General features: G+C 72.4%; 16 protein-coding genes. 6 read left to right on the forward strand and 10 right to left on the reverse strand.

The window, feature by feature from the left end; translation table 11 throughout:
• Positions 1-11: 11 nt before the first annotated feature.
• Positions 12-980, forward strand: a complete 969-nt coding sequence (locus K415_RS0103670; protein ID WP_024285755.1) for a quinone oxidoreductase — start codon at positions 12-14, stop codon at positions 978-980.
• Positions 981-997: 17 nt separating this feature from the next.
• On the forward strand, positions 998-1,972 hold the full coding sequence (locus K415_RS0103675) for an alpha/beta hydrolase (protein ID WP_024285756.1): 975 nt from the start codon (positions 998-1,000) through the stop codon (positions 1,970-1,972).
• 31 nt (positions 1,973-2,003) lie between these two features.
• Here K415_RS0103675 and K415_RS0103680 read toward each other — a convergent pair whose 3' ends face one another.
• From K415_RS0103680 to K415_RS0103690, 3 genes are all read right to left on the reverse strand, one after another.
• A complete protein-coding gene (locus tag K415_RS0103680) occupies positions 2,004-3,320 on the reverse strand; it encodes a hypothetical protein (protein ID WP_155859348.1) in 1,317 nt (438 codons plus the stop codon).
• A gap of 150 nt (positions 3,321-3,470) precedes the next feature.
• Positions 3,471-6,437 carry an FAD-binding and (Fe-S)-binding domain-containing protein gene (locus K415_RS0103685; RefSeq protein WP_024285758.1) on the reverse strand — a complete coding sequence of 989 codons (2,967 nt, stop codon included), beginning with the start codon at positions 6,435-6,437 and terminating at the stop codon, positions 3,471-3,473.
• Between the two features lie 195 nt (positions 6,438-6,632).
• Entirely contained in the window at positions 6,633-7,070 is a 438-nt protein-coding gene (locus K415_RS0103690; protein WP_024285759.1) for an OsmC family peroxiredoxin, read from the reverse strand.
• 144 nt (positions 7,071-7,214) lie between these two features.
• Between K415_RS0103690 and K415_RS0103695 the strand changes: the two genes are divergently transcribed.
• Positions 7,215-7,793, forward strand: coding sequence for a protein-L-isoaspartate O-methyltransferase (locus K415_RS0103695; protein WP_024285760.1), 579 nt, complete (start codon positions 7,215-7,217; stop codon positions 7,791-7,793).
• A 30-nt stretch (positions 7,794-7,823) separates the two neighbouring features.
• Here the strand turns inward: K415_RS0103695 and ppdK are convergent, their stop codons facing one another.
• Positions 7,824-10,541, reverse strand: coding sequence for a pyruvate, phosphate dikinase (ppdK, locus tag K415_RS0103700; RefSeq protein WP_024285761.1), 2,718 nt, complete (start codon positions 10,539-10,541; stop codon positions 7,824-7,826).
• Between the two features lie 353 nt (positions 10,542-10,894).
• Between ppdK and K415_RS0103705 the strand changes: the two genes are divergently transcribed.
• Positions 10,895-13,519, forward strand: coding sequence for a sodium-translocating pyrophosphatase (locus tag K415_RS0103705; RefSeq protein WP_024285762.1), 2,625 nt, complete (start codon positions 10,895-10,897; stop codon positions 13,517-13,519).
• Positions 13,516-14,565 carry a glycosyltransferase gene (locus K415_RS0103710; RefSeq protein WP_024285763.1) on the forward strand — a complete coding sequence of 350 codons (1,050 nt, stop codon included), beginning with the start codon at positions 13,516-13,518 and terminating at the stop codon, positions 14,563-14,565. Before K415_RS0103705 ends, K415_RS0103710 begins: the two co-directional genes overlap by 4 nt.
• Positions 14,566-14,655: 90 nt before the next feature.
• Here K415_RS0103710 and K415_RS0103715 read toward each other — a convergent pair whose 3' ends face one another.
• From K415_RS0103715 to K415_RS0103745, 6 genes are all read right to left on the reverse strand, one after another.
• Positions 14,656-15,558: an SDR family oxidoreductase gene (locus tag K415_RS0103715; protein ID WP_024285764.1), complete on the reverse strand. Its 903-nt coding sequence runs from the start codon at positions 15,556-15,558 to the stop codon at positions 14,656-14,658.
• A 75-nt stretch (positions 15,559-15,633) separates the two neighbouring features.
• Positions 15,634-16,272, reverse strand: coding sequence for an N-acetyltransferase (locus K415_RS0103720; protein ID WP_024285765.1), 639 nt, complete (start codon positions 16,270-16,272; stop codon positions 15,634-15,636).
• A 65-nt stretch (positions 16,273-16,337) separates the two neighbouring features.
• Positions 16,338-18,011 carry a chromosome partitioning protein gene (locus K415_RS24170; RefSeq protein ID WP_197024652.1) on the reverse strand — a complete coding sequence of 558 codons (1,674 nt, stop codon included), beginning with the start codon at positions 18,009-18,011 and terminating at the stop codon, positions 16,338-16,340.
• Positions 18,012-18,434: 423 nt separating this feature from the next.
• On the reverse strand, positions 18,435-19,919 hold the full coding sequence (locus K415_RS0103735) for a hypothetical protein (protein ID WP_155859349.1): 1,485 nt from the start codon (positions 19,917-19,919) through the stop codon (positions 18,435-18,437).
• 35 nt (positions 19,920-19,954) lie between these two features.
• Positions 19,955-20,485 carry an RNA polymerase sigma factor gene (locus K415_RS0103740; RefSeq protein WP_024285768.1) on the reverse strand — a complete coding sequence of 177 codons (531 nt, stop codon included), beginning with the start codon at positions 20,483-20,485 and terminating at the stop codon, positions 19,955-19,957.
• A 210-nt stretch (positions 20,486-20,695) separates the two neighbouring features.
• Complete coding sequence (locus K415_RS0103745; RefSeq protein ID WP_024285769.1) at positions 20,696-20,899, reverse strand: cold-shock protein; 204 nt, start codon at positions 20,897-20,899, stop codon at positions 20,696-20,698.
• A 315-nt stretch (positions 20,900-21,214) separates the two neighbouring features.
• On the opposite strand from K415_RS0103745, the gene K415_RS0103750 reads away from it, so the two are divergent.
• The gene (locus K415_RS0103750) at positions 21,215-21,946 is read left to right on the forward strand and encodes a glutamine amidotransferase (protein WP_024285770.1); all 732 of its coding nucleotides are present in this window, start codon (positions 21,215-21,217) and stop codon (positions 21,944-21,946) included.
• Positions 21,947-21,973: the final 27 nt, after the last annotated feature.

Genomic DNA, 21,973 nt, shown 5'->3' on the forward strand with positions numbered 1-21,973 from the left:
AGGTTGGTCCCATGCTCGCCGCCTACGCCGCCCGGACGGACCCCGACCATCCGCTCGCGGCCCTCGAGGTCGGTCAGCGGCCCGCGGCCCGGGCTCCCGACGGACGCCCGGACTGGTCCGTCGTCGACGTGCGGGCCGCGAGCCTCAACCACCACGACCTGTGGTCGCTGCGCGGCGTCGGCCTGTCGGCCGAGCGGCTGCCGATGATCCTCGGCACCGACGGCGCCGGCGTCACCGCCGACGGCACCGCGGTCGTCCTGCACTCGGTGGTCGGGGCCACCGGTCACGGCGTCGGGCCCGACGAGGGTCGCTCGCTGCTCTCCGAGCGGTACCAGGGCACCCTCGCCGAGCAGGTCGCCGTACCCACCTGGAACCTGGTGCCCAAGCCGGCCGAGCTGTCCTTCGAGGCGGCGGCCTGCGTGCCCACCGCGTGGCTCACCGCCTATCGGATGCTCTTCACCACGGCGAGGCTGCGACCCGGCGACCGGGTCCTCGTCCAGGGCGCGAGCGGTGGCGTGGCGACCGCGGCCGTGCTGCTCGGTGCCGCGACCGGCCTCGAGGTCGTCGTCACGAGCCGTGACGAGGCCAAGCGCGAACGGGCCGTCGCCCTCGGCGCGGCCCTCGCGGTCGAGCCCGGCACCCGGCTGCCGTTCCGGGTCGACGCCGTCCTGGAGACCGTCGGCGCGGCCACCTGGGCGCACTCGATCCGCTCGCTGCGCCCGGGCGGCACCGTCGTCGTGGCCGGTGCGACCAGCGGGGACCAGCCCGGTGCGGACCTGACCCGGATGTTCTTCACCGAGCTGTCGGTGGTGGGCGCGACGATGGGCTCGAAGGAGGATCTCGTGGCGCTGCTCCGGTTCCTGGCACGCAGCGGGGTGCGTCCGGTGATCGACCGGGCCTACCCGCTGCGGCATGCTGCGGACGCCGTCGCCAGGATGCTCACCGGAGAGCACTTCGGCAAGATCGTCGTCACGGTCTGACGCGGGTCCGCGCACGCATGGGAGCCAAGCCGGCGTGGCAGACCGACGTCCTCGGTCCCGACTTCCAGGCCCGGACGGTCGACCTGGCCGACGACGACGAGGGCCAGGTCGTCGCGACCCTCGTCCGGCTCCGCCCGCCGTCCGACGAACCCGTACGGCCGGCGCGCGCCGTGCTCTACGTGCACGGCTGGAACGACTACTTCTTCCAGACCGGCCTCGCCCGGTACTGGCATGCCCAGGGCGCCGCCTTCTACGCGCTCGACCTGCGCAAGTACGGTCGCAGCCTGCGCCCGCACCAGACCCCGAACTACATCGACGACCTGGCGACCTACGACGAGGAGCTCGATGCTGCGGTCGCCCTGATCCGGCGCGACCTCGGCCAGCGCGCACGGATCATGGTGATGGGCCACTCCACGGGCGGTCTGATCGGGGTGCTGTGGGCCGAGCGCCGACCGGACGAGGTGTCCGCCCTGGTGCTCAACAGCCCGTGGCTCGAGCTCACCGGCTCCTCGGTGATGCGGACCTTGAGCACACCGGTCGTCCAGCGGCTCGCGGCGGTCCAGCCGAAGAACCCGATGATCACGATCGACCCGGGCTTCTACACCCGGACGATCCTGGCCGGCCAGGGCGGCGAGTGGGAGTACGACACCGCGTGGCGGCCGACGCCGTACTTCCCGATCCGGCCGGGCTGGCTGCGGGCGGTCCTCGTCGGGCACGCCCACGTCGCCCGGGGCATGAACCTGCCGATGCCGATCCTGATGGCGGCCTCGGCGCGCAGCGTGATCGCCCCGCGCTGGCGCGCCGCGATGCTGGAGGCGGACACCGTGCTCGACGTCGACCTGCTGGCCCGGCGGGCCGTTCTCCTCGGCCCGGTCGTGACAGTCGTCCGGATCGAGGGCGGGCTGCACGACCTGACCCTGTCCCCCGCACCGGTGCGGGAGCACTTCTACGCCGAGGTCACCCGCTGGACGGCGGCCTACGGCTGGGGCTGACCAGCCGGCCCCACCAGGTGCAGACCCCGGCTCACCAGGTGCAGACCTCGGCCAGCGTCGGTCCGGTCGGCGTGTCGAGGCGCCAGACCTGCCAGCCGTCGACCGGCACCTCGGCGCCGCACGCCGCCTCGGCCGCGAGGTCGGGGTGGGTGTGCCGGGAACCGTCCGGCAGCTCGATGAACCCGTCCAGGTGCAGCAGGGCCTCGTAGAACTCACCGCTGCGCTGCCGGTGCCACACCAGGACGGTCGTCGCGCCGAGCTTGCCGGCCAGGACGACCAGGAGCGGGTCCGGGACGGCCTGGTCGCTCGGGGGGACGCCGGTGAACGCGTACGGGAGGCCCGGTGCCGGTCGATCGGTCGGCTCGAGGGACCACACGACCTGGTGCGCGTCGTCGGGCCGGCCGACCTGCTCGTCGTCCTGCTCGTCAACCGGCCGGGCGCGCGGGGGGTCCTGAGCGGGAGGCGTCCCGAACCGGACGGCGAACGGCGGCGGCGTGATGGCGGGCATCCGGCGGGTCGCGTCGGCGTCGTCCGACGCGCGCTGCCCGGTGAGGTCACGATGCAGCGCCGACGTCCGCAGGGGTGCGGCGCCGCCGACCGGGCGGGCGCCGGCCGCGGACATCAGGGGCATCGTGCGCGCGGACGAGAACAGGGGCGTCGGGGAGCCGCCCGGAGGGGTCAGCCGGCCCGGCGTCCCGTGCGGTGGGGTCGGCGGCGCACCGGGGACGTCGGACGAGCGGACCAGGCGCAGTGACGTCGGTTCCATCGCCCGTCGCGGGGGCGGCGTCCTGGTCAGCGGTGAGACGTCGACGATCCGGGATCCGTCGGCTCCGGAGCTGACACCGACCTGGAGCACCTCGACCTGCCAGGCCGGCTGCAGCAGGAACTCGACGACGTCGTCCATCCCCTCGTCGATCCCGGAGCACACCAGGAGCAGGCGCGAACCTCCGCGCACCGTGGTGGACAGCAGCGAGGTCGCCGGCACGGTCTCCCGGAAGGCCGCGAGGTGGGACGCGAAACGGTCCGGACCGCCCTGGTACGCGCTGGCGAGGGCCTGCGTGCTGAGCCGGGCGGCTCGGCCCGCGTACCGCAGCGCGCGCAGCACAGCGACCTCGTCCAGCAGCGCCACGACCTCGACGACCACGGGCTGGCCGGAGGCGTCGACGGCGAGCAGGTACGGCTCGTCCTCGTTGCCGTGGCGGATCCGCAGCGGCAGGAGGTGCTCACCGAGCAGGGTGTCGAGGTGGTCGGCGACCATGCCCGACGTCTCACCGCCGAACGGTGTGCGGTCAGGGTCGGGCGGGTGCACAGCAACCGATCGTGCTTCGTCGGCCTGGAACATAGGCATGGTTCTTCCCAACGCGCTCTGCATCGCCATCAATCGCCATCAACCGTGGACACGCCGAGCCTAGGGGGTCAGGGTCCTGCCCGGTATGACCCGTTCGGTGGAAAAATGTACCCCGGCCCGTATCCACGGTCAGCCGAGCCGCGCAGCGGGTCAGCCGAGCCTCGCAGCGAGCAGCTGGGCGAGGTGGGTGCCCTGCTCACCGGCGAGCTGGTCGGCCTGGGTCCGGCAGGAGAACCCGTCCGCGAGGAAGACCGTCCCGGGCGCGGCGTCGCGCAGCGCCGGGAGCAACGCGTGCTCGGCGACGGCGACGGACACCTCGTAGTGGCCCTTCTCCATCCCGAAGTTGCCGGCCAGCCCGCAGCACCCGGCCAGGAGCGTCACGTGCGCCCCAGCCTGCTCCAGGAGGGCGAGATCGGCCTCGTAGCCCATCACCGAGTGCTGGTGGCAGTGCGGCTGGGCCACGACCGTCACCCCGTCGAGGCTCGGCGGCGTCCACCCGTCCGGTCCGAGCGGCATCGGTGCCGTGAGCAGCTCGGCGAGCGTGCGGGTCTCGTTGGCGACCGCGACCGCACGCGGGTCGTCCGGGACCAGGTCGAGCAGGTCCGAGCGCAGCACCGCCGTGCAGGACGGCTCGACCCCGATGATCGGGATGCCGTTCACGGCGTACGGGCCCAGGACGCCCAGCAGGGCGGTCAACCGCGTGCGCGCGCCGTCGAGCTGGCCGGTGCTGATCCAGGTCAGACCGCAGCAGGCGTCCTCGTCGGGGACGATCACCTCGTAGCCGGCGGCCTGCAGCACCTGGATCATCGCGCGCGGGACGTCGGGGTCGAAGGCGTCGCTGAAGGAGTCCGTCCAGAGGACCACCCGGCGTACCGGATCCGTGTGGCCGGTGGGGTGCGAACCGGCCGACATGGCCTCCCCGACACCCTCGGTGCTGTGCATCGACACGTTCGCACCCTGGTGCGCCCACCAGGACCGGAAGGACGTCGTGGCGAACGACGGGATCGAGCGGCGGGTGTCCATGCCGCCGATCCGCAGCACGAGCTTGCCCAGCGGGCGGAAGCCGAGAGCCGCGTTGGCGAGCCTCGGCAGGTGCAGGGCCGTGACCAGCCGGGTCCAGCGCGGCAGCCAGCCCAGCGCGTAGTGGTTCATCGGGCGCAGGCGGCCCCGGTACGCGCGGTGCAGGACCTCGGCCTTGAGCTGGGCCATGTCGACGCCGGCCGGGCAGTCGCTCGAGCAGGCCTTGCAGCTCAGGCACAGGTCGAGGACCTCGCGGACCTCCGGCGCCCGCCAGCCGCCGGTGACGAGCGTGCCGTTGGCCATCTCCTGGAGCACCCGCGAACGTCCGCGGGTCGAGTCCTTCTCGTCGCGCGTCGCGAGGTACGACGGGCACATGAACCCGCCGGACTCCGAGGAGTCGGAGCGGCACTTGCCCACGCCGACGCACCGGTGCGCGGCCCTCGTGACGTCGCCGCCGTCGTGCTCGAACGCGAAACCGGACGACCGGCCGAGCGGGCGGGCGTGCGGCCGGCGCAGGTCCGCGTCGAGCGGACGGGGCTCGACGAGCACGCCGGGGTTGAGGATGTCGGCCGGGTCGAAGAGGTGCTTGACCGCCCCGAACAAGCCCATCACCTCGGGCGAGTACATGATCGGGAGCAGCTCGGAGCGAGCCCGACCGTCACCGTGCTCGCCGGACAGCGAGCCGCCGTGCGCCGCGACCAGGTGGGCCGATGCCGTCATGAACGCCCGGAAGGCCGGGACGTCGGACGCGCGCTCGAGCGGGATGCCGATCCGCACGTGCACGCACCCGTCGCCGAAGTGCCCGTAGGGCAGCCCGTCGACACCGTGCTCGGCCATCAGGGCCTCGAAGTCGCGCAGGTAGGCACCCAGCCGCGCGGGCGGCACCGCGGCATCCTCCCAGCCGGGCCAGGCCTGCGACCCGTCGGGGGTCCGCCCGGCCAGCCCCGCGCCGTCGGCCCTGATCTGCCACATCGAGGCGGCCTCCGGCCCGGGCGGCACGACGAGCGCAGCCGTCGTCCCCGAGTCCTCGACCATCGCGCGGGCGCGCTCCAGGGCCTGGTCCCGGGTGTCGCCACCCATCTCGACCATCAGCCAGCCCGCACCAGGCGGCAGCTCCGGGACGTGCGCCGCGCCGCGGTGCCGGCGCACGACGTCGACCAGGCGGGCGTCGAGGCCCTCGACGGCCAGCGGGGAGTGGGTCAGCAGAGCAGGCACGGCGTCGGCGGCACTGGGCATGTCCGGGTAGCCGAGGACGACCAGCACGGCGGCGTCGGCGATCGGCACCAGGGTGACGGTCGCCCCGAGGACCGTCACGAGGGTGCCCTCGGTGCCGACCAGCATCTTGGCGAGGTCGCCGTCCCGCTCGGGCAGCAGGTGCTCGAGGGAGTAGCCCGAGACCTGGCGACTGAACCGACCGAGGTCGGTGCGCAGCGTGGTCAGGTTCGCCGCGACGAGCGCCCCGAGCCCCGGCACCGCGTCGAGCGACCCGGCGCCGCGGCTCGCGGTGAACCGGCGGCCCTGACCGTCGACCACGTCGAGGCTCACGACGTTGTCGGCGGTCCGGCCGTAGGCGACGGCGTGCGGTCCGCACGCGTTGTTGCCGATCATCCCGCCGAGGGTCGCCCGGTTCTGCGTCGAGGGGTCCGGACCGAAGCGGAGCCCGTGCGGGCGCGCGGCGGACTGCAGGTCGCTCATGATCACGCCGGGCTGGACGACGGCGGTGCGGGCCTGCGGGTCGATCACGCCGATCCCGCGCAGGTGCTTGGAGGTGTCCACGACGATGCCCGGGCCGACGGCGTTGCCGGCGACCGACGTGCCGCCGCCGCGCATGGTCAGCGGCGTGCCGGTGGTCCGCGCGACCTCGACGACCGCGAGCACGTCGTCCACGTCCCGCGGGAACACCACGACCTGCGGCACGACGCGGTAGTTCGACGCGTCGGTCGTGTACTCGGCCCGGCGCCGCGAGGTGTGGTCGACCTCCCCCGAGACGGCGGCTCTCAGCAGGTGGACGAGGTCCTTCGTCGCGGTCGTCCCGCCGGGTGCGGCGGGCGCACCGGGCGCAGCGGCGCCGTGGGAGTCTGAGATCGCAGTCGACACGGCCCGATCCTGCCACGCGGGACCCCCGCAGCGACCGGGACGTCCGCCCCGGCGTGCGGAAGCCTGCCCCGGTGTGCGGACCCGCGCCCCGGCGTACGGACCTCTGCCCCGGCGTGCGGACGGCCGGTACCGGGTCCAGCCTGGAGGCAGCAACCGGGAGGAGACCGGTGTGTGCAGGGCCAGCCGGCAGCCGGGTCAGACGAGCGCGGCGTCCAGGGAGATCGCCACGCCGGTCAGGGCCTTGCTCACCGGGCAGGTCTCCTTGGCCGACTGGGCCGCCGCGGCGAAGCCGGCCGCGTCGAGACCCTCGACCTCGGCGCGCACCGTGAGCAGGATCCCGCTCAGGTGGAACCCGCCTGCCGGGTCCGGGCCGAACGACACGTCAGCGGTGATCTCGAGGCTGTGCGGCGTACCGCCCGCCTCACCGATCAGGGCGGACAGCTGCATCGCGAAGCAGGACGAGTGCGCGGCCGCGATGAGCTCCTCGGGGCTCGTGCTGGCGTCGGCGTCCTGGGAGACCCGCTTGGGCCAGGACACGTCGAAGGTGCCGAGCCTCGAGCTCGACAGCTCGACCTGGCCGCCGCCGTCGGCGAGCGTGCCGTTCCAGGCGGTGCGAGCTGAGCGTGTTGCCATGGTGGACCTCCAGGTGGGCGGCTCGTCCGGGACCGCGGCAGGCGCCGCGGCGGACGTCCCGACGGTATCCCGATGGTCAGCGGACGGCATCCGGGTGCGCTGCGGCCGGGCGGACGGCGGCCTGGCGGACGGCGGCCGGTCACGATGAGCCGGACGCTGCCGCCCAGGGACCGCGTCGACGAGGCGTTCGACGCCCTGCCGCGGCGGCTGTTCCTGCCGGCCCGTGAGCGTGCCCACGCGCACGAGGACCGGCCGATCGTCATCGGGCACGGCCAGACGAGCTCCCAGCCGAGCACCGTCGCCACGATGCTCCGGCTGCTCGACGTGCACCGCGGGGCGAAGGTGCTCGACGTCGGTGCCGGGTCGGGGTGGACGACGGCGCTCCTCGCGCACCTGGTCGGGCCCACGGGCACGGTGCTCGGCGTCGAGCTCGAGCCCGAGCTCGCTTCCTGGGGGGAGGCCAACCTCGCGGCGACCGACCAGCCATGGGCGAGCATCGAGCCGGTGCCGCCCGGTGTCCTCGGCGCACCGCAGGCTGCCCCGTTCGACCGGGTCCTGGTCTCGGCCGAGGCCCGGGAGGTGCCCGCCGAGCTCGTCGGACAGCTCACCGGCGACGGGCGCATGGTCGCGCCCGTCGCCGGTGGCCTGTCAGTGGTCCAGCGGGGTCCGGACCGCGTCACCGTGACGCGGTTCGAGGGCTACCAGTTCGTACCGCTCCGGTGAGCCACGTCCGCCGACCTCGTCCGCCGGGTCTCAGCGGGTGTCGCTCCCCAACCCGCTGACCGACGCACGACCCGCCTCGAGCCGGGCGACCGGGACGCGGAACGGCGAGCAGGACACGTAGTCGAGGCCCACCTCGTGGAAGAAGTGGATCGACTCCGGGTCGCCACCGTGCTCCCCGCACACGCCGAGGACGATGTCGGGGCGCGCTGCCCGACCCTCCTCGACGGCGATCCGCACCAGGCGGCCGACGCCGCTGCGGTCGACCGTCTCGAACGGCGACACCGAGATCACGCCGCGCTCGGTGTACTCGGGGAAGAAGGCGCTCTCGACGTCGTCCCGCGAGAAGCCCCACGTGGTCTGCGTCAGGTCGTTGGTCCCGAAGGAGAAGAACTCCGCGACCCCTGCCATCCGGTCGGCCGTCAGGGCCGCCCTGGGCAGCTCGATCATCGCGCCGATCGGGATGTGCAGCTCGACGCCCTCGGCGGCCGAGACCTCGGCGAGGATCTCCTCCGCCTCGTCCCGGATCAGGTGCAGCTCCATGACCGACGCAGCCAGCGGGATCATGATCTCCGCGTGCGGCTTGCCGCCGTCCCGCAGGCGCTGGGCTGCCGCCTCGGCGACGGCCCGGATCTGCAGGGCGAACAGGCCCGGCACCACGATGCCCAGACGCACGCCACGCAGACCGAGCATCGGGTTGGCCTCGTGCATGCGCTGCACCGCGGCGAGCATCACCTTGTCCCGCTCGACGTCGGCACCCGTCTCGCCCCGCTCGGCCGCGAGCGCGACCTTGACCGACATCTCCGTGAGGTCGGGCAGGAACTCGTGCAGCGGCGGGTCGATCAGCCGGATGGTGGTCGGCAGCCCGTCCATCTGCTCGAGGATGTCGATGAAGTCGGCACGCTGCAGCGGCAGGAGCGCCGCGAGCGCGGCCTCTCGCTCCGCGTCCTCGTTGGCGAGGATCAGCCGCTCGATGAGCACCCGGCGCTCGCCGAGGAACATGTGCTCGGTGCGGCACAGACCGATGCCCTGGGCGCCCCAGATCCGTGCCCGGTGCGCGTCCTCCGCGGTGTCGGCGTTGGCGTGCACGCGCAGCCGGCGGACGCCGTCCGCGTGGGTCAGGATGCGGTCCACGGCCTCCACCAGGTCGCGGGTGTCCTCGTCCGCGGCGTGCGCGAGCGCGACCTCGAGACCCTCCTCGAGGTACTCCACGACGGGCGACGGCACCACGGGGACGTCCCCGAGGAAGATGTCGCCGGTCGACCCGTCGATCGCGATGACCTCACCCTCGCCGATGACCCGCTTGCCGACCTTGATCTCCTTGGCCTTGACGTTGACGTCGAGCTTCTCGGCGCCGACGACGCACGTGGTGCCCATCCCGCGGGCCACGACGGCGGCGTGCGACGTCTTGCCACCGCGCGAGGTGAGCACGCCGACCGCGGCGATCATGCCGCCGAGGTCGTCGGGGTTCGTCTCGCGGCGCACCAGGATGACTGCCTTGCCCTCGGCGGCCCACGCCTGCGCGGTGACCGAGTCGAACACGACCTGCCCGACGGCGGCCCCCGGCGACGCGGCCATGCCCGTCGCGAGCAGGGTGCGCTTCGCCTCGCTGTCGAACTGCGGGAACATCAGCTTGCTGAGCTGGGCACCGGTGACCCGCTCGAGCGCCTCGTCGAGCGTGATCAGGTGCTCGTCGACGAGCTGCGTCGCGATCCGGAACGCTGCCGCGGCGGTCCGCTTGCCGACCCGGGTCTGCAGCATCCACAGCTTGCCGCGCTCGACGGTGAACTCGATGTCGCACAGGTCGCGGTAGTGCGTCTCGAGCCGGCGCATGGCCTGCCGCAGGTCCGCGAAGGACGTCGGGTCGAGCTTCTCGAAGTCCGCGAGGCTCAGGGTGTTGCGGATGCCCGCGACGACGTCCTCGCCCTGGGCGTTCGGCAGGTAGTCGCCGTAGTCGCCGGTCATGCCGGTCGAGGGGTCACGCGTGAAGCAGACGCCGGTGCCCGAGTCGGAGCCCAGGTTGCCGAACACCATGGTGACCACGTTGACCGCGGTGCCCAGGTCGTTGGGGATGCGCTCGCGGCGGCGGTAGAGGCGGGCCCGGTCGGTGTTCCAGGAGTTGAACACCGCGGTGATCGCGAGGTCGAGCTGCTCGCGCGGGTGCTGCGGGAACTCGCGACCGGTCTCGTCACGGACGATCGTCTTGAACTGCTCGACCAGCTCTTCGAGGTCCTTCGCGTTCAGGTCGGTGTCGGCGGCCGCGCCCCGCACGTGCTTCATCGCGTCGAGCGCGTGGGCGAACTTGTCGCCGTCGATGTCCAGGACCGTCTTGCCGAACATCTGGATGAGCCGGCGGTAGGAGTCCCACGCGAAGCGCTCGTCGTCGGAGAACTTGGCCAGACCCTGCACCGATGCGTCGTTGAGGCCGATGTTCAGGACCGTGTCCATCATGCCCGGCATGGAGAACTTGGCACCCGAGCGCACGGAGACGAGCAGCGGGTCGTGGAAGTCGCCGAGCGAGCGGCCGACGGCGTCCTCGAGGCGCCGCAGGGCCATCGTGACCTCGACCCGGACCTCGGCCGGCAGCGCACCGCTCGTCATGTACTCACGGCACGCCTCGGTCGTGATGATGAACCCGGGCGGAACCGGAAGACCCAGGCGGGTCATCTCGGCGAGGTTGGCCCCCTTGCCACCGAGCAGATCCTTCTGGTCCTTGTTGCCCTCGCTGAAGTCGTAGACGTACTTGGCCACGATGCGCCTCTCTACGCGGGACGCCTGCCCCGTTGCCGGCGTCACGTCCCCTTAGGGTGCGCCAAGACCGCAATTGGCTTGGGGGACCTTGGGCCCCTGAGTCATCAGATGGTCACGGCCTGGTCAGCCTGAGCCGAAAGTCACAGGTTCGGGACCCCTGGCAGTCCTAGCGTCTGAGGAGACAGCAGTGTCGCTTCTCACCCACGCCCGAGGCAACCGTGAGCATTGTTCCGACCGAGGGGCGCGGCATCACCACCGCGTCCGAAGCCACCTCCGACCTTCGTCGGCACGCTCCCGGCCTCAGCGCCGGCGACGGTCCGCAGCCCCCGGGACGCCGACGGCGGACGTCCGCCGTGCTGCGCGCGACCGGTCTCGTGGGTGCTGCGGTGCTCGCGCTCGCCGGCTGCTCCGCATCGTCGGAGAACGGTGAGAGCACCGTCGGTGGCGGTGAGGCGAACCTCGCCCTGCCCGACCTCGGCACGGTGACCGTCGTGGGCGGCGGCTCCGGCCGTAGCCTGCTGCTCATCGGCCTCCTGGTGTGCGCGCTCGGGCTCGGCTTCGGCCTGATCACCTACGTCCAGCTCCGCCGGATGCCGGTGCACCCGTCGATGCGCGAGGTCTCCGAGCTCATCTACTCGACCTGCAAGGCGTACCTCATCCAGCAGGGCCGCTTCCTGCTCGTGCTGTGGGTGTTCATCGCGACGATCATCGTCGTCTACTACGGCGTCCTCGTCGGCTTCCCGTGGGGCAAGGTCGCGATCGTCATCGCGTTCAGCCTCATCGGCATGGCCGGCTCGTACTCGGTCGCCTGGTTCGGCATCCGGGTCAACACCTTCGCCAACTCGCGCGTCGCGTTCGCCTCGCTGGCCGGGCGTCCGCTGCCGATGCACCGCATCCCGATGAAGTCCGGCATGTCGATCGGCATGGTCCTGATCAGCCTCGAGCTGGTCATGATGCTCGTCATCCTGCTGTTCCTGCCGCGGGACATCGCCGGTGCGTGCTTCATCGGCTTCGCCATCGGCGAGTCCCTCGGCGCCGCCGCACTGCGGATCGCCGGCGGCATCTTCACCAAGATCGCCGACATCGGCGCCGACCTCATGAAGATCGCGTTCAAGATCAAGGAGGACGACGCCCGCAACCCCGGTGTCATCGCGGACTGCACCGGTGACAACGCCGGCGACTCGGTCGGCCCCAGCGCCGACGGCTTCGAGACCTACGGCGTCACCGGCGTCGCGCTCATCACGTTCATCCTGCTCGGCGTCAACGACGCGACGATGCAGGCGAACCTGCTCGTGTGGCTCTTCGTCGTCCGGTCCGTCATGGTCATCGCCTCGGGGGTGTCCTACCTCGTCAACGACGCCTGGGCGCGCGCCCGCTACGCCAAGGCCGAGCGGTTCGACTTCGAGGCGCCGCTCAGCTCGCTGGTGTGGATCACCTCGGCCGTCTGCATCGCGGCGACCTTCGTCACGACGTACTTCGTCCTCGGCGAGTCCACCACCGACGGCATCTGGTGGAAGCTCTCCACGATCATCTCCTTCGGCACGATCGCCGGCGCCCTGATCCCCGAGCTGGTCAAGGCGTTCACGTCGACCAAGAGCAAGCACGTCCGTGAGGTCGTCAAGAGCTCGCGGCAGGGCGGGGCCTCGCTCAACATCCTGTCCGGCCTGGTCGCGGGCAACTTCGCGGCCTTCTGGCTCGGCATCGCGATCGTCAGCCTCATGGGCGGCGCTTTCCTGCTCAGCGAGCAGGGCCTCGACTCCCTCATGATCGCCCCCGCCGTGTTCGCCTTCGGCCTGGTCGCCTTCGGCTTCCTCGGCATGGGCCCGGTGACCATCGCCGTCGACTCCTACGGCCCGGTCACCGACAACGCCCAGAGCATCTACGAGCTGTCGTTGATCGAAGACGTCGACGGCATCGACGAGGAGCTCAGGCGCGAGCACGGCATCGACGTCCAGTGGGACAAGGCCAAGACGATGCTCGAGGAGAACGACGGCGCCGGCAACACCTTCAAGGCGACCGCCAAGCCGGTGCTCATCGGGACTGCCGTCGTCGGTGCCACCACGATGATCTTCTCGATCATCATGAGCCTCACCGAGGGCCTGACCACGGGGCTGGAGAACCTCTCCCTGCTGCACCCGCCCTTCCTGCTCGGCCTGATCACCGGCGGCGCGATCATCTACTGGTTCACCGGCGCCTCGATCCAGGCCGTCACCACGGGTGCCTACCGCGCCGTGGAGTTCATCAAGAACACGATCCGCCTCGACGGTGCGACGAAGGCCAGCGAGGCCGACTCGCGCCGGGTCGTCGAGATCTGCACCCAGTACGCCCAGCAGGGCATGATCAACATGTTCCTCGGGGTGTTCTTCGCAACCCTCGCCTTCGCGTTCGTCGAGCCGTACTTCTTCATCGGCTACCTGATCTCGATCGCGGTGTTCGGCCTCTACCAGGCGAACTTCATGGCCAACGCGGGCGGCGCCTGGGACAACGCCAAGAAGATCGTCGAGGTCGACCTGAACGCCAAGGGCACCGCGCTGCACGAGGCGACCATCGTCGGCGACACCGTCGGTGACCCGTACAAGGACACCTCGTCCGTCGCGCTCAACCCGGTGATCAAGTTCACGACGCTCTTCGGCCTGCTCGCCGTCGAGCTCGCGGTCAGCCTCAACGCCCAGGGCCAGCACGTCCTGGTCCTGTGCCTCGCGGCCGTGTTCTTCCTGGTCATGACGTACTTCGTGCACCGGTCGTTCTACGGGATGCGGATCAAGACGACGCTCACCGACGACGACGAGCCGGCGGACGAGGGCCACGGCCCGGACGACGCCGACAGCGGACGCGCCGGTCTCAGCCGACCGGACAGTGCCCGGCAGACCGATGCCGAGCACCCGGCCGCATCCGGCGCGACGGCGGGAGCCGCCGCGACCCGAGCCAGGAACCGCACATCCGAGCTTGTCGAGACGGGAGCAGGTGACGAGCGATGAAGGTCGCAGTGCGGTACGCGGCAGCACACGTTGATGCCGATGGTCATGTCACGGAGCACGACGCCGGCGCCACCCTGGTCCGGCGGCTGCTCCGGGTCTTCCCGGGCGCGCTGCTGATCGGGCCCGGCGCCCGGCAGTGCGCCGGGTTCGAGATGATCCCGCTCGAGTTCGTCGACGGTGCGACGACGGTCGTGATCAACATGGACGTCATCGACTCGGTCGGCGTCTGGCAGACGCTCAAGGCCGGCTGCGACGAGCCGCACCTGATGAACTTCGTGTGGTGGAACACCTCGCAGTTCACCCACACGGTGCAGCGGACCGCCCTCGCGCTGTCCTGTGCCCTGTTCCCGACCTTCGCGAACTCGGCGCGCACCGCGAGCGAGGTCCGCGAGATCGTCTCGGCGTGGACCATCCAGTCGCTCGCCGAGAAGGCCCAGATCGCCTGGGTGAACCTCGGCATCCGCCTCGAGCACGTGCAGCCCCGTCAGGAGCCGTCCGTCCCCGTGGTGCTCTACCCGGCGATCTACCTGTCGGAGCGCAAGCAGCCACAGCTGTTCCTCGACGTGGTCGAGCGCGTGGTCAGGCGCACGCCGATCAAGGTGGAGGCCAGGCTGCACGAGTCGCACCTGATCTCCGAGAAGGCGATGGGCCTCTCCCGGCACGACTGGTCCTGGGTCGGTCCGCTGACGGCGAGCCGGGACAGCTACTGGGAGGCGCTCGCGCGCACGACGGCGTTCCTCGCGACCGCCACCGAGGAGTCCTACGGCCTGGAGTACATCGAGGCCCTGGTCGCCGGCGCCGTCGGCATCTTCCCGGACCGCCCGTGGGTGCACGCGATCCTGCCTGCGGGGTACCCGTTCATCTTCCGGACGCCCGCGGAGGCCGAGGAGATGCTCTACCGCGCGGTCACCGACACCGCCGCGTGCCGCCGCGAGCTCGACGCTGCTGCCGGTGGCAGCTTCGCCGAGTGGCTGCGCACCCGGCATGACGACGACCTGTTCGAGAAGGCCATCGCCGACCAGGTCAGTGCCTGGTTCGGCCGCTGACCCACCGACGTCGCGCCCGGTCGCAGATCGCCCTGCGGCCGGGCGCGTCCGTGTCTCCGCCCGGTGCAGGCGCTGGGGGGACCGCGCCGGTCAGGCGTGCAGCGGGTCCGTGGGGCCGTAGGGCACCATGCGCAGGGTCCGGGCGTCGTTGACGATGATGTCGTACGCACGGGCGGCGAGCTCGGCGACGGTGTCGCTGCCCGCCCGCAGGTACCGCCCCGACAGTGCGTCCAGGGTGCCGTCGCCGATGGCCAGGAGCAGCTCGAGGCTCGCCTCGGCCGGGGTCCACTCGGTCCGGTCGCCGTGCGTGGGCATGGTGGCGGTCATGTCGGTGGCGACGACGCCGGGTGCGAGGTCGAACACCCGCAGACCCTCGTCGCGGTACTGGGTGTCGAGCAGGGTCGTCAGGCGGAACAGGGCGCCCTTGCTGATCGCGTACCCCGTGTAGCCGGGCATCCCCCGATGGCCGGCGCCGGAGTTGATGTTCACGATCCGCCCTCCGCCACGGGCGAGCATCCCGGGCAGCAGGGCGCGGCTGACCAGCATCGGACCCCGCACGTTGGTCTCGATCACCCGCCAGGAGTCCTCGACGTCGTCCTGCGCGAACGGCACCTCGCGCTGCTCGACCACGCCGGCGTTGTTCACCAGCAGACCGACACCGCCGGCCGGCTCGAGTCCCGACTCGATCTCCTCGACCGCCGCCCGCACACCCGGGCCGTCCGTGACGTCGACGGCCACCACCAGCGTCCTGGGCGTCGGCCCGGCCGCGTCGCGGGCGCGGGCGGCGATCTCCGCGGCGACCGCGTCCAGGTGGCTCCGGGTGCGCCCCACCAGGGCGAGCTGATAGCCGTTCGCGGCCAACCCGATGGCCAGGCCCCGGCCGATGCCCCGGCCGGCTCCGGTGACGACAGCGGTTCGCGGTGCCTCGACGAACGGACCTGCATGCTGGCTCGGGACGGGGTTGACGGGTGGCTCACGGTCGGCGTCGCTCATGGCTCCATCCTGGAGCCTCTGGTCCCGCGGAACCAGCCGGAGAGTCCTGGAGAACTGAGCCGGTGGCGCCGGGGGTCAGGTCGTCGGAGGCACCGTCGATCGGCGCATGGCGAGCAGGACCAGGTCGGCCCGGTGCGGGACGCCGTAGCGCTCGTCGCCGTAGGGGAAGTCGTACCGCTCACCGGTGAGCACGAAACCCCGTCGCTCGTACCAGGCGATCAGCTCGGGGCGCTGGGCCAGGACGGTGATCTCGAGCTCGGACCCTCCCCAGGTCACGTCCGCCCACGACTGGGCCGCATCGAGGACCGTCCGACCGATCCCGCGGCCCTGCAGACCGGGGCGGACCGCGAGCATGCCGAGGTACGCGCCCGACTCCCGCCGCTCGAGGTGGCAGCAGGCGAGGATCGGCGCGCTCGGCGCACCGTCGGGCTCGTCGGCCACGGCACCGTCCGGACCGTCGACGGCCCGACCCTGCAGGCCGGGGGTCTCGGCGTGCCGGGCGAGCAGGACGACACTCCCCGACCGACCGAGGAGGTCGCGGACCATGGCGGCGTCGACGCGCTGGCCGCCGAGCAGATCAGCCTCCGTCGTCCAGCCCGAGCGGCTCTCCTCGGCCCGGTAGGCCGAGTGGACGAGCGCCGCGACGGCCGCGGCGTCATCGACGGTCGCCGCCCGGACGGCCACGACCGGCTGGCTGCGGGTGAGGTCCGGCACGGGCCCATCATGCCCGACCACGGAGGGCGGGTGAGGGCAGGTGAGGGCAGGTGAGGGCAGAGCGGTCAGAGACCCTCGGCGACGGCAGCCGTGACCGTCAGCCACGCCTCGCGGGTGGTGTCGGCGAGCGCCTCGTACTCGAGCGGGCTGCCGGCGACCAGCGACGGGTCGTACGGCACGTCGAGCACCGTCCGGGTCAGCCTGCCGAAGTGCTCGTGCAGCCGCTGCGCGAGCTTGTCGTCGCGCTTCGGCGCAGGAGCGGAGAGCACTGTCACCGCACGCCGGACGACGTCCTCATGGCCCGTTGCGCGCAGGGCGTCGACCGCCCAGGCCGCCGACTGCGCAGTGTCCTCGCGAACCGTCGAGACGATCACGACCTGGTCGGCGGCCGTGATGGCGGCCTGCCAGTTCGAGGCGCGCATGTTGTTGCCGGTGTCGATGACCATGACCCGGTAGAAGCGCGACAGCGTCCGGTGCAGCGCCCGGAACGCGAAGTCGTCGATCGAGGCGGCCGACGCAGCGTCCTCGTCCGATGCGAGCACGTCGAACTGTGCGGAGCCCTGCGAGCGCACGTAGTTGTCCAGGTCGCCGACCCGTGCCGACCCGGGGTCCGTGAAGCGGTCCAGATCCTGCAGCAGGTTGACGGCAGTGTTGTGGTGGCGCGACTGGTGCGACCGCCAGCCCAGCGTCCCACGGGTCTCGTTGTTGTCCCAGGCGAGCGTGTACCCGCCGCGGTGCAGGCCGAAGGTCGCCGCGATCAGCAGCGTGGCAGTCGTCTTGTGCGCGCCGCCCTTCGGGTTGATCACCACGATCGTCTTGGGTCCGGCAAGGCTGCGCTGCACCGACCCGACGGCCACCCGGTGCCGCTGCTCGGCCCGGCCCGGGCCGGGGGCGAGGAGCCCACCGGTCATCCGGCGCAGCGTGCTCTGCCAACCGAGCTCGGCCGGACCCTCCGGTGGCGCGGGCCGGGCGGCGAGCAGATCGTTCAGGGTCGGCAGCTGCCCTGCGCCGGCGGACGCCGGGCCGACGGTCCCGATGACCAGCGGGAAGGACACCGGCGGGCCGGCCGGCGCGGCCGACCACGGCTGCTGCACGGATCCGTCCGTCGTCGCGCCCGGCACCGTTGCCGGTTCGTGCGTGGTGCGCTCGCCGGACATCTCGTCGAACCACTCGGTCGTCCCCCCCGTGGGCGTGTCCGGCGGGTGGTCGGCCGGGCCGGCGTCGCCGGCGGGCTGCGCTCTCGTCACCGGCTCGCCCCAGCCGGACGGGGCAGGTGCTCCCTCGACCGCGGGCCAGCGCCCCGCCACCGGGATCCGCGCGGGTGCACCGTCGGCCACCACGACGGGATCCCACCGGACGTCGTCCACCTCGGGCTCAGGCGGGAGCTGACGGGGCAGCTCGTTGTGCAGCGACCAGTCGACGGCGAGGCCCCAGGCATCGGCGGTCGGCTCGACGTGCTCGTCCGCGAGCGCCTGCTCGTCGGCCAGGGCATGCTCCTCCGCGAGCGCCTGCTCGTCGGCCAGCGCCTGCTCGTCGGCCAGGGCCCGCTCGTCAGCCAGGGCCCGCTCGTCAGCCAGAGCGTGCTCGTCCGGACGGTCGGCCGGCTCGGCCCACTGGCCGGTCCCGGTCCGGCGTTCGCGGAGCTCGCGTCGCGTCAGCGGGCGCTCCTCGCCGTCGACGGACCGGGCCGCTGCGGTCTCGCCGGCGACCGTCGCGTCCCACACATCACGCTCGTCCACGCGCACACTCCCCAGCTACGGCGCCCACCCGGTCGCCCGACGGGCTGCGCTCGGTGCGACGCCATCGTGCGGCACCGAACCTACGCTGCTCGACCCGGGTCCGCATGGTCACAGCCTGCCGCACCCGGGGCTCCTGCGCCGCACTCAACACGGCCGCGACCCACCCAGATCATCACAAACAGGTCGGCGCGGGCCCCGTGGGCCGGCGCCGACCTGTCTGCTGTCGGGTCCGATATCTCGTGCGTCAGATGCCGCGGATCTCGTGCGTCAGATGCCGCGCGGTTGCACGACCCGCGCCTTGCGGTGGGCCAGGAGGATCGCCCTGCGGTGGAGCAGGGCCATCCTTCTCAGCTCACGGTCGAGCCGGTCAGGCTGACGGACGTGGCGCTGGGCTCGTGACTCCGCGACCGGTCGGTCCACGGCTCAGCGCCCCGAGGAGAAGTCGAGGTGGGCATCGGCCACGGCGAGCATCGACCAGATCCCGCCGTCCGCGGAGACGAGCTCGTACGTCGGGAGCAGCAGCGTCGCGCCGTCAGCCTGGGTGTGCATCGCGAGGCCGAGCCGAGCCTCGACGATGGTGACCTCGTCGACCGGCCAGCTGATCGCGCTGCCCGGCGTCACCGTCGCAGGCAGGGTGGGCTCGACGGGCATCTCCGACGTCGCCGCCAGGTCACCGGCGGGCTCTGCGCCCGCCGCGTAGGCGATGGGCCCTCCCCAGCCGGACCCGAACCGCGGGTCGGCGAACCGCGCGACGGCGGCTGCCGGGCTGATGACCTCGTACTCGCCGAGCGACACGGCCGGGGCGAGCGACCCGTACAGGGACTGCAGGCCGGCGCCGGTGAAGGATCCGCTCCACGTGACACCGGTGCGCTGCCCGTCGATCACCTGGTACGCCGTGACATAGACCCAACTCGCGTCACCCCAGTTCTCCGCGACCAGCTCGTAGCCGGCGACGTCGATCCCGAGGGCGGTCAGCACGTCGGACAGCTGGGCCTGGGCGGCATCGGCCGCCGGCGCCGGACCGACGTCCCGCTGGGTGCACGGGTCGGGCTCCGGCGCGACGATCCCGATCGACGGGTCGGCGCTCTGCTCGAGCGTCGTCGCCGCGTCGTCCGTCCCGCTGCCCTGCGCCGCGTCGCCCTTGGTCGCGCTCTCCTCGAGCGTGGCGACGCAGGTCCACGGGTCCTTGCCCGGGTCGTAGTAGCTCAGGGAGGCCGCGCCGTCCGGGTACAGGCTGATGTTCGGCCCGCTGCCGTCCGTCGGCCCGACGAGCCAGTAGCCGTCCTGGAACGTCGGTGTCCCGGCGACCCCGAGCGCCGCCGCAGCCGCGGTCACCGACTGCTCGGTGAACACCTGCGCCGGGTCGAGGGCCCACGCCTGCGCGGTGCCCCCGGCGTCGGACAGGCCCGATGCCGTGAAGATCGTCCGGCCGCTGTAGCCGGGCCAGTACATGTCGCTGGCGACGCGGCTGGACTCGCCCATCGCCGCCTCGGGCGCGCTGCCCGGCCCGGCGACGTCCGGCGCGACGGCCGACGAACCCGTGCCGGAGTCGAGCGTGATCTCCCGGCCGGCGCCGGTCGCGAGGGGCTCCTCGTCACCACTGGCGGCACCGATCGCGTAGCCACCGCCACCGCCGATCACCAGGGCGGCGGCGGCGACGGCCGCGACCCGTGCGGGCCAGGTGGTCCAGCGTCGGGCGCGAGCGGCGGCGAGCTCGTCGGTGGCTGCGAGGGCCGGGGCGTCGCCGGGCTGGGCGCGACGCGCCTCGACGATCGCGCGGAGCACCGTGGCATCCGGCTCGACCGTCGCGGCGGGGTCAGCGGCACGCAGGCGTGCCACGAGCGCGTCGTCGGACGTCGCAGGGATCCTGGCGTCGCTCGTCGGCTCGTCGGGGAAGTTCTCGTTCACGGTGACCTCCTGGGCCCGACCTGCGGTGCAGGTCCTCACCGTGCCTGTGTCGCACCGGCCGCGTTGCTTGCACCGGGCACGTCGCCGACGGCGTCCCGCTCGGCCCACACCTGTCGCAGCCGGGCCCGCGCGCGGGACAAGGCCGCGTCCGCGCCACCACGGCTGATGCCGAGCGCAGCGGCGAGCTGGTCGCCGTCCAGACCCTCCCAGGCGTGCAGGAGCAGGATCCGGCGATCGCGCGGCGAGAGCGCCGCGAGCACGCCGCGCACCTCCTCGTCGGCGAGCGTGAGGTCGGCCGGGTCGGCGTCGTCCGGCTCGTCGGGCACGACCTCGACCGGGACGGGCCGGCCCTTGCGCCGATGGTTGGCCAGCACGTACCCGGCGGTGCGGTAGAGCCACGGCAGCTCGGCACCCTCCGGCACGTCCTCGCGGCGTCGCCACGCGGTCGCCAGGACGTCGGCGGTGAGGTCCTGGGCGTCGTCGAGGGCGGCTCGGCGTGCGAAGTACCTGTACACCGCTGTCGAGTGCGCGCGGAAGAGCCCGTCGAACCACGCGTCGTCACGCACGGGCTGCTCCCGGGTCTCGTACGGCTACCTACCGGAACTGTGTCGCGGTCCGGCCCTTCCTTGCACCCCGACGCGCGGGACTTTCGCGGGTTCACGGCCACCGGCCCCGTCAGGCCCGGACGCACGAACGCCCCGGTCCGAGGACCGGGGCGTTCGGAGTGGATCGTGGGTGAGCTTCAGCTCACCGGAGAGATCCGGTTGATCGTGAGATCAGAGCGGGCGGATGTTGTCGGCCTGGGGGCCCTTGGGGCCCTGCTTGACCTCGAACTCGACCTTCTGGTTCTCCTCGAGCGAGCGGTAGCCGCTCGTCGCGATCGCAGAGTAGTGGGCGAAGACGTCGGCGCCGCCGTCGTCGGGGGCGATGAAGCCGAAGCCCTTTTCAGCGTTGAACCACTTCACGGTGCCAGTAGCCATGGCGGGTCTCCTTCAGGAGTATTCGCACGAACCCGCTTGTCGGGTTCGTTCAATCGCGGTGTTCGTCGTCCGCTCCTGGTAAGGAAAATGCGCCTGGCCGAGGGGCCGGGCGCACTCGAGACGTGCAAGCACAGCAACTTCACGAGCAACGGTACGGCAATTCGGCCCGCGACGCCAGGGGCAGTGCCAACGAGCTCGTGCGGGTTGCTCGCCGGGCCCGCGACCGCGCCGCGCGCCGGGCCCTCCCGCGGGCCGTCGGCCACCTCGCCACGGAGCCGTGCACACCGCCGGCCCGCGGCGCATAGGGTCACGATCGTGAAGCCGTTCCTGCTCCTGGCCACCCGGTCCGACGACGATGCGGCGCTCGGCGAGTACGAGGCCGTGCGGCTGTTCGGTGGTCTCGATCGTGACCAGCTGCACCGCGTCCGCCTCGAGGCCGGTCCCCTGCCGGCGATCGACCTCGACGCGTACTCGGGCGTGATCGTCGGCGGGAGCCCGTTCAACGCGAGCGACCCGGTCGCCGAGAAGTCCACCGTCCAGCTCCGGGTCGAGGCCGAGCTCGCGGCCCTGCTCGACGAGGTCGTGGCCCGCGACGTCCCGTTCCTCGGCGCCTGCTACGGCGTCGGGACGCTCGGCGTGCACCAGGGCGGCGTGGTCGACCGCACCTACGGCGAGCCGGTCGGGGCGGTCCCGGTCACGTTGACCGACGCCGGACGCCGGGACCCGCTGTTCGCAGGCATGCCTGCGGTCTTCGACGCGTTCGTCGGGCACAAGGAGGCCGTGCAGACACCGCCGCCGGGCGCCGTCGTCCTGGCGACGTCACCGGCGTGCCCGGTCCAGGCCTTCCGGATCAGGGACAACCTCTACGCGACCCAGTTCCACCCCGAGCTGGACGTGCCGGGGATCGTGGCGCGGGTGCAGATCTACCAGCACGCCGGGTACTTCCGGCCGGAGGACCTGGACCACGTGATCGCGAAGGTCAGCGGGGCGGTCGTCGACGAACCACCCCGGATCCTCGCCAACTTCGTGCGGCGTTACGCCCGCTGACCGGCAACCGTCCCGGCAGGTTCGTGC

The sequence above is a fragment of the Cellulomonas sp. KRMCY2 genome, from assembly GCF_000526515.1.
Classification (GTDB): Bacteria; Actinomycetota; Actinomycetes; order Actinomycetales; family Cellulomonadaceae; genus Actinotalea.

Excerpts from the sequence above, each read along its gene's own strand:
- K415_RS0103670 (WP_024285755.1), top strand. The coding sequence starts at position 12 with ATGCTCGCCGCCTACGCCGCCCGGACGGACCCCGACCATCCGCTCGCG.
- K415_RS0103675 (WP_024285756.1), top strand. The coding sequence starts at position 998 with ATGGGAGCCAAGCCGGCGTGGCAGACCGACGTCCTCGGTCCCGACTTC.
- K415_RS0103680 (WP_155859348.1), bottom strand. The coding sequence starts at position 3,320 with ATGCCTATGTTCCAGGCCGACGAAGCACGATCGGTTGCTGTGCACCCG.
- K415_RS0103690 (WP_024285759.1), bottom strand. The coding sequence starts at position 7,070 with ATGGCAACACGCTCAGCTCGCACCGCCTGGAACGGCACGCTCGCCGAC.
- K415_RS0103695 (WP_024285760.1), top strand. The coding sequence starts at position 7,215 with ATGAGCCGGACGCTGCCGCCCAGGGACCGCGTCGACGAGGCGTTCGAC.
- K415_RS0103710 (WP_024285763.1), top strand. The coding sequence starts at position 13,516 with ATGAAGGTCGCAGTGCGGTACGCGGCAGCACACGTTGATGCCGATGGT.
- K415_RS0103715 (WP_024285764.1), bottom strand. The coding sequence starts at position 15,558 with ATGAGCGACGCCGACCGTGAGCCACCCGTCAACCCCGTCCCGAGCCAG.
- K415_RS0103745 (WP_024285769.1), bottom strand. The coding sequence starts at position 20,899 with ATGGCTACTGGCACCGTGAAGTGGTTCAACGCTGAAAAGGGCTTCGGC.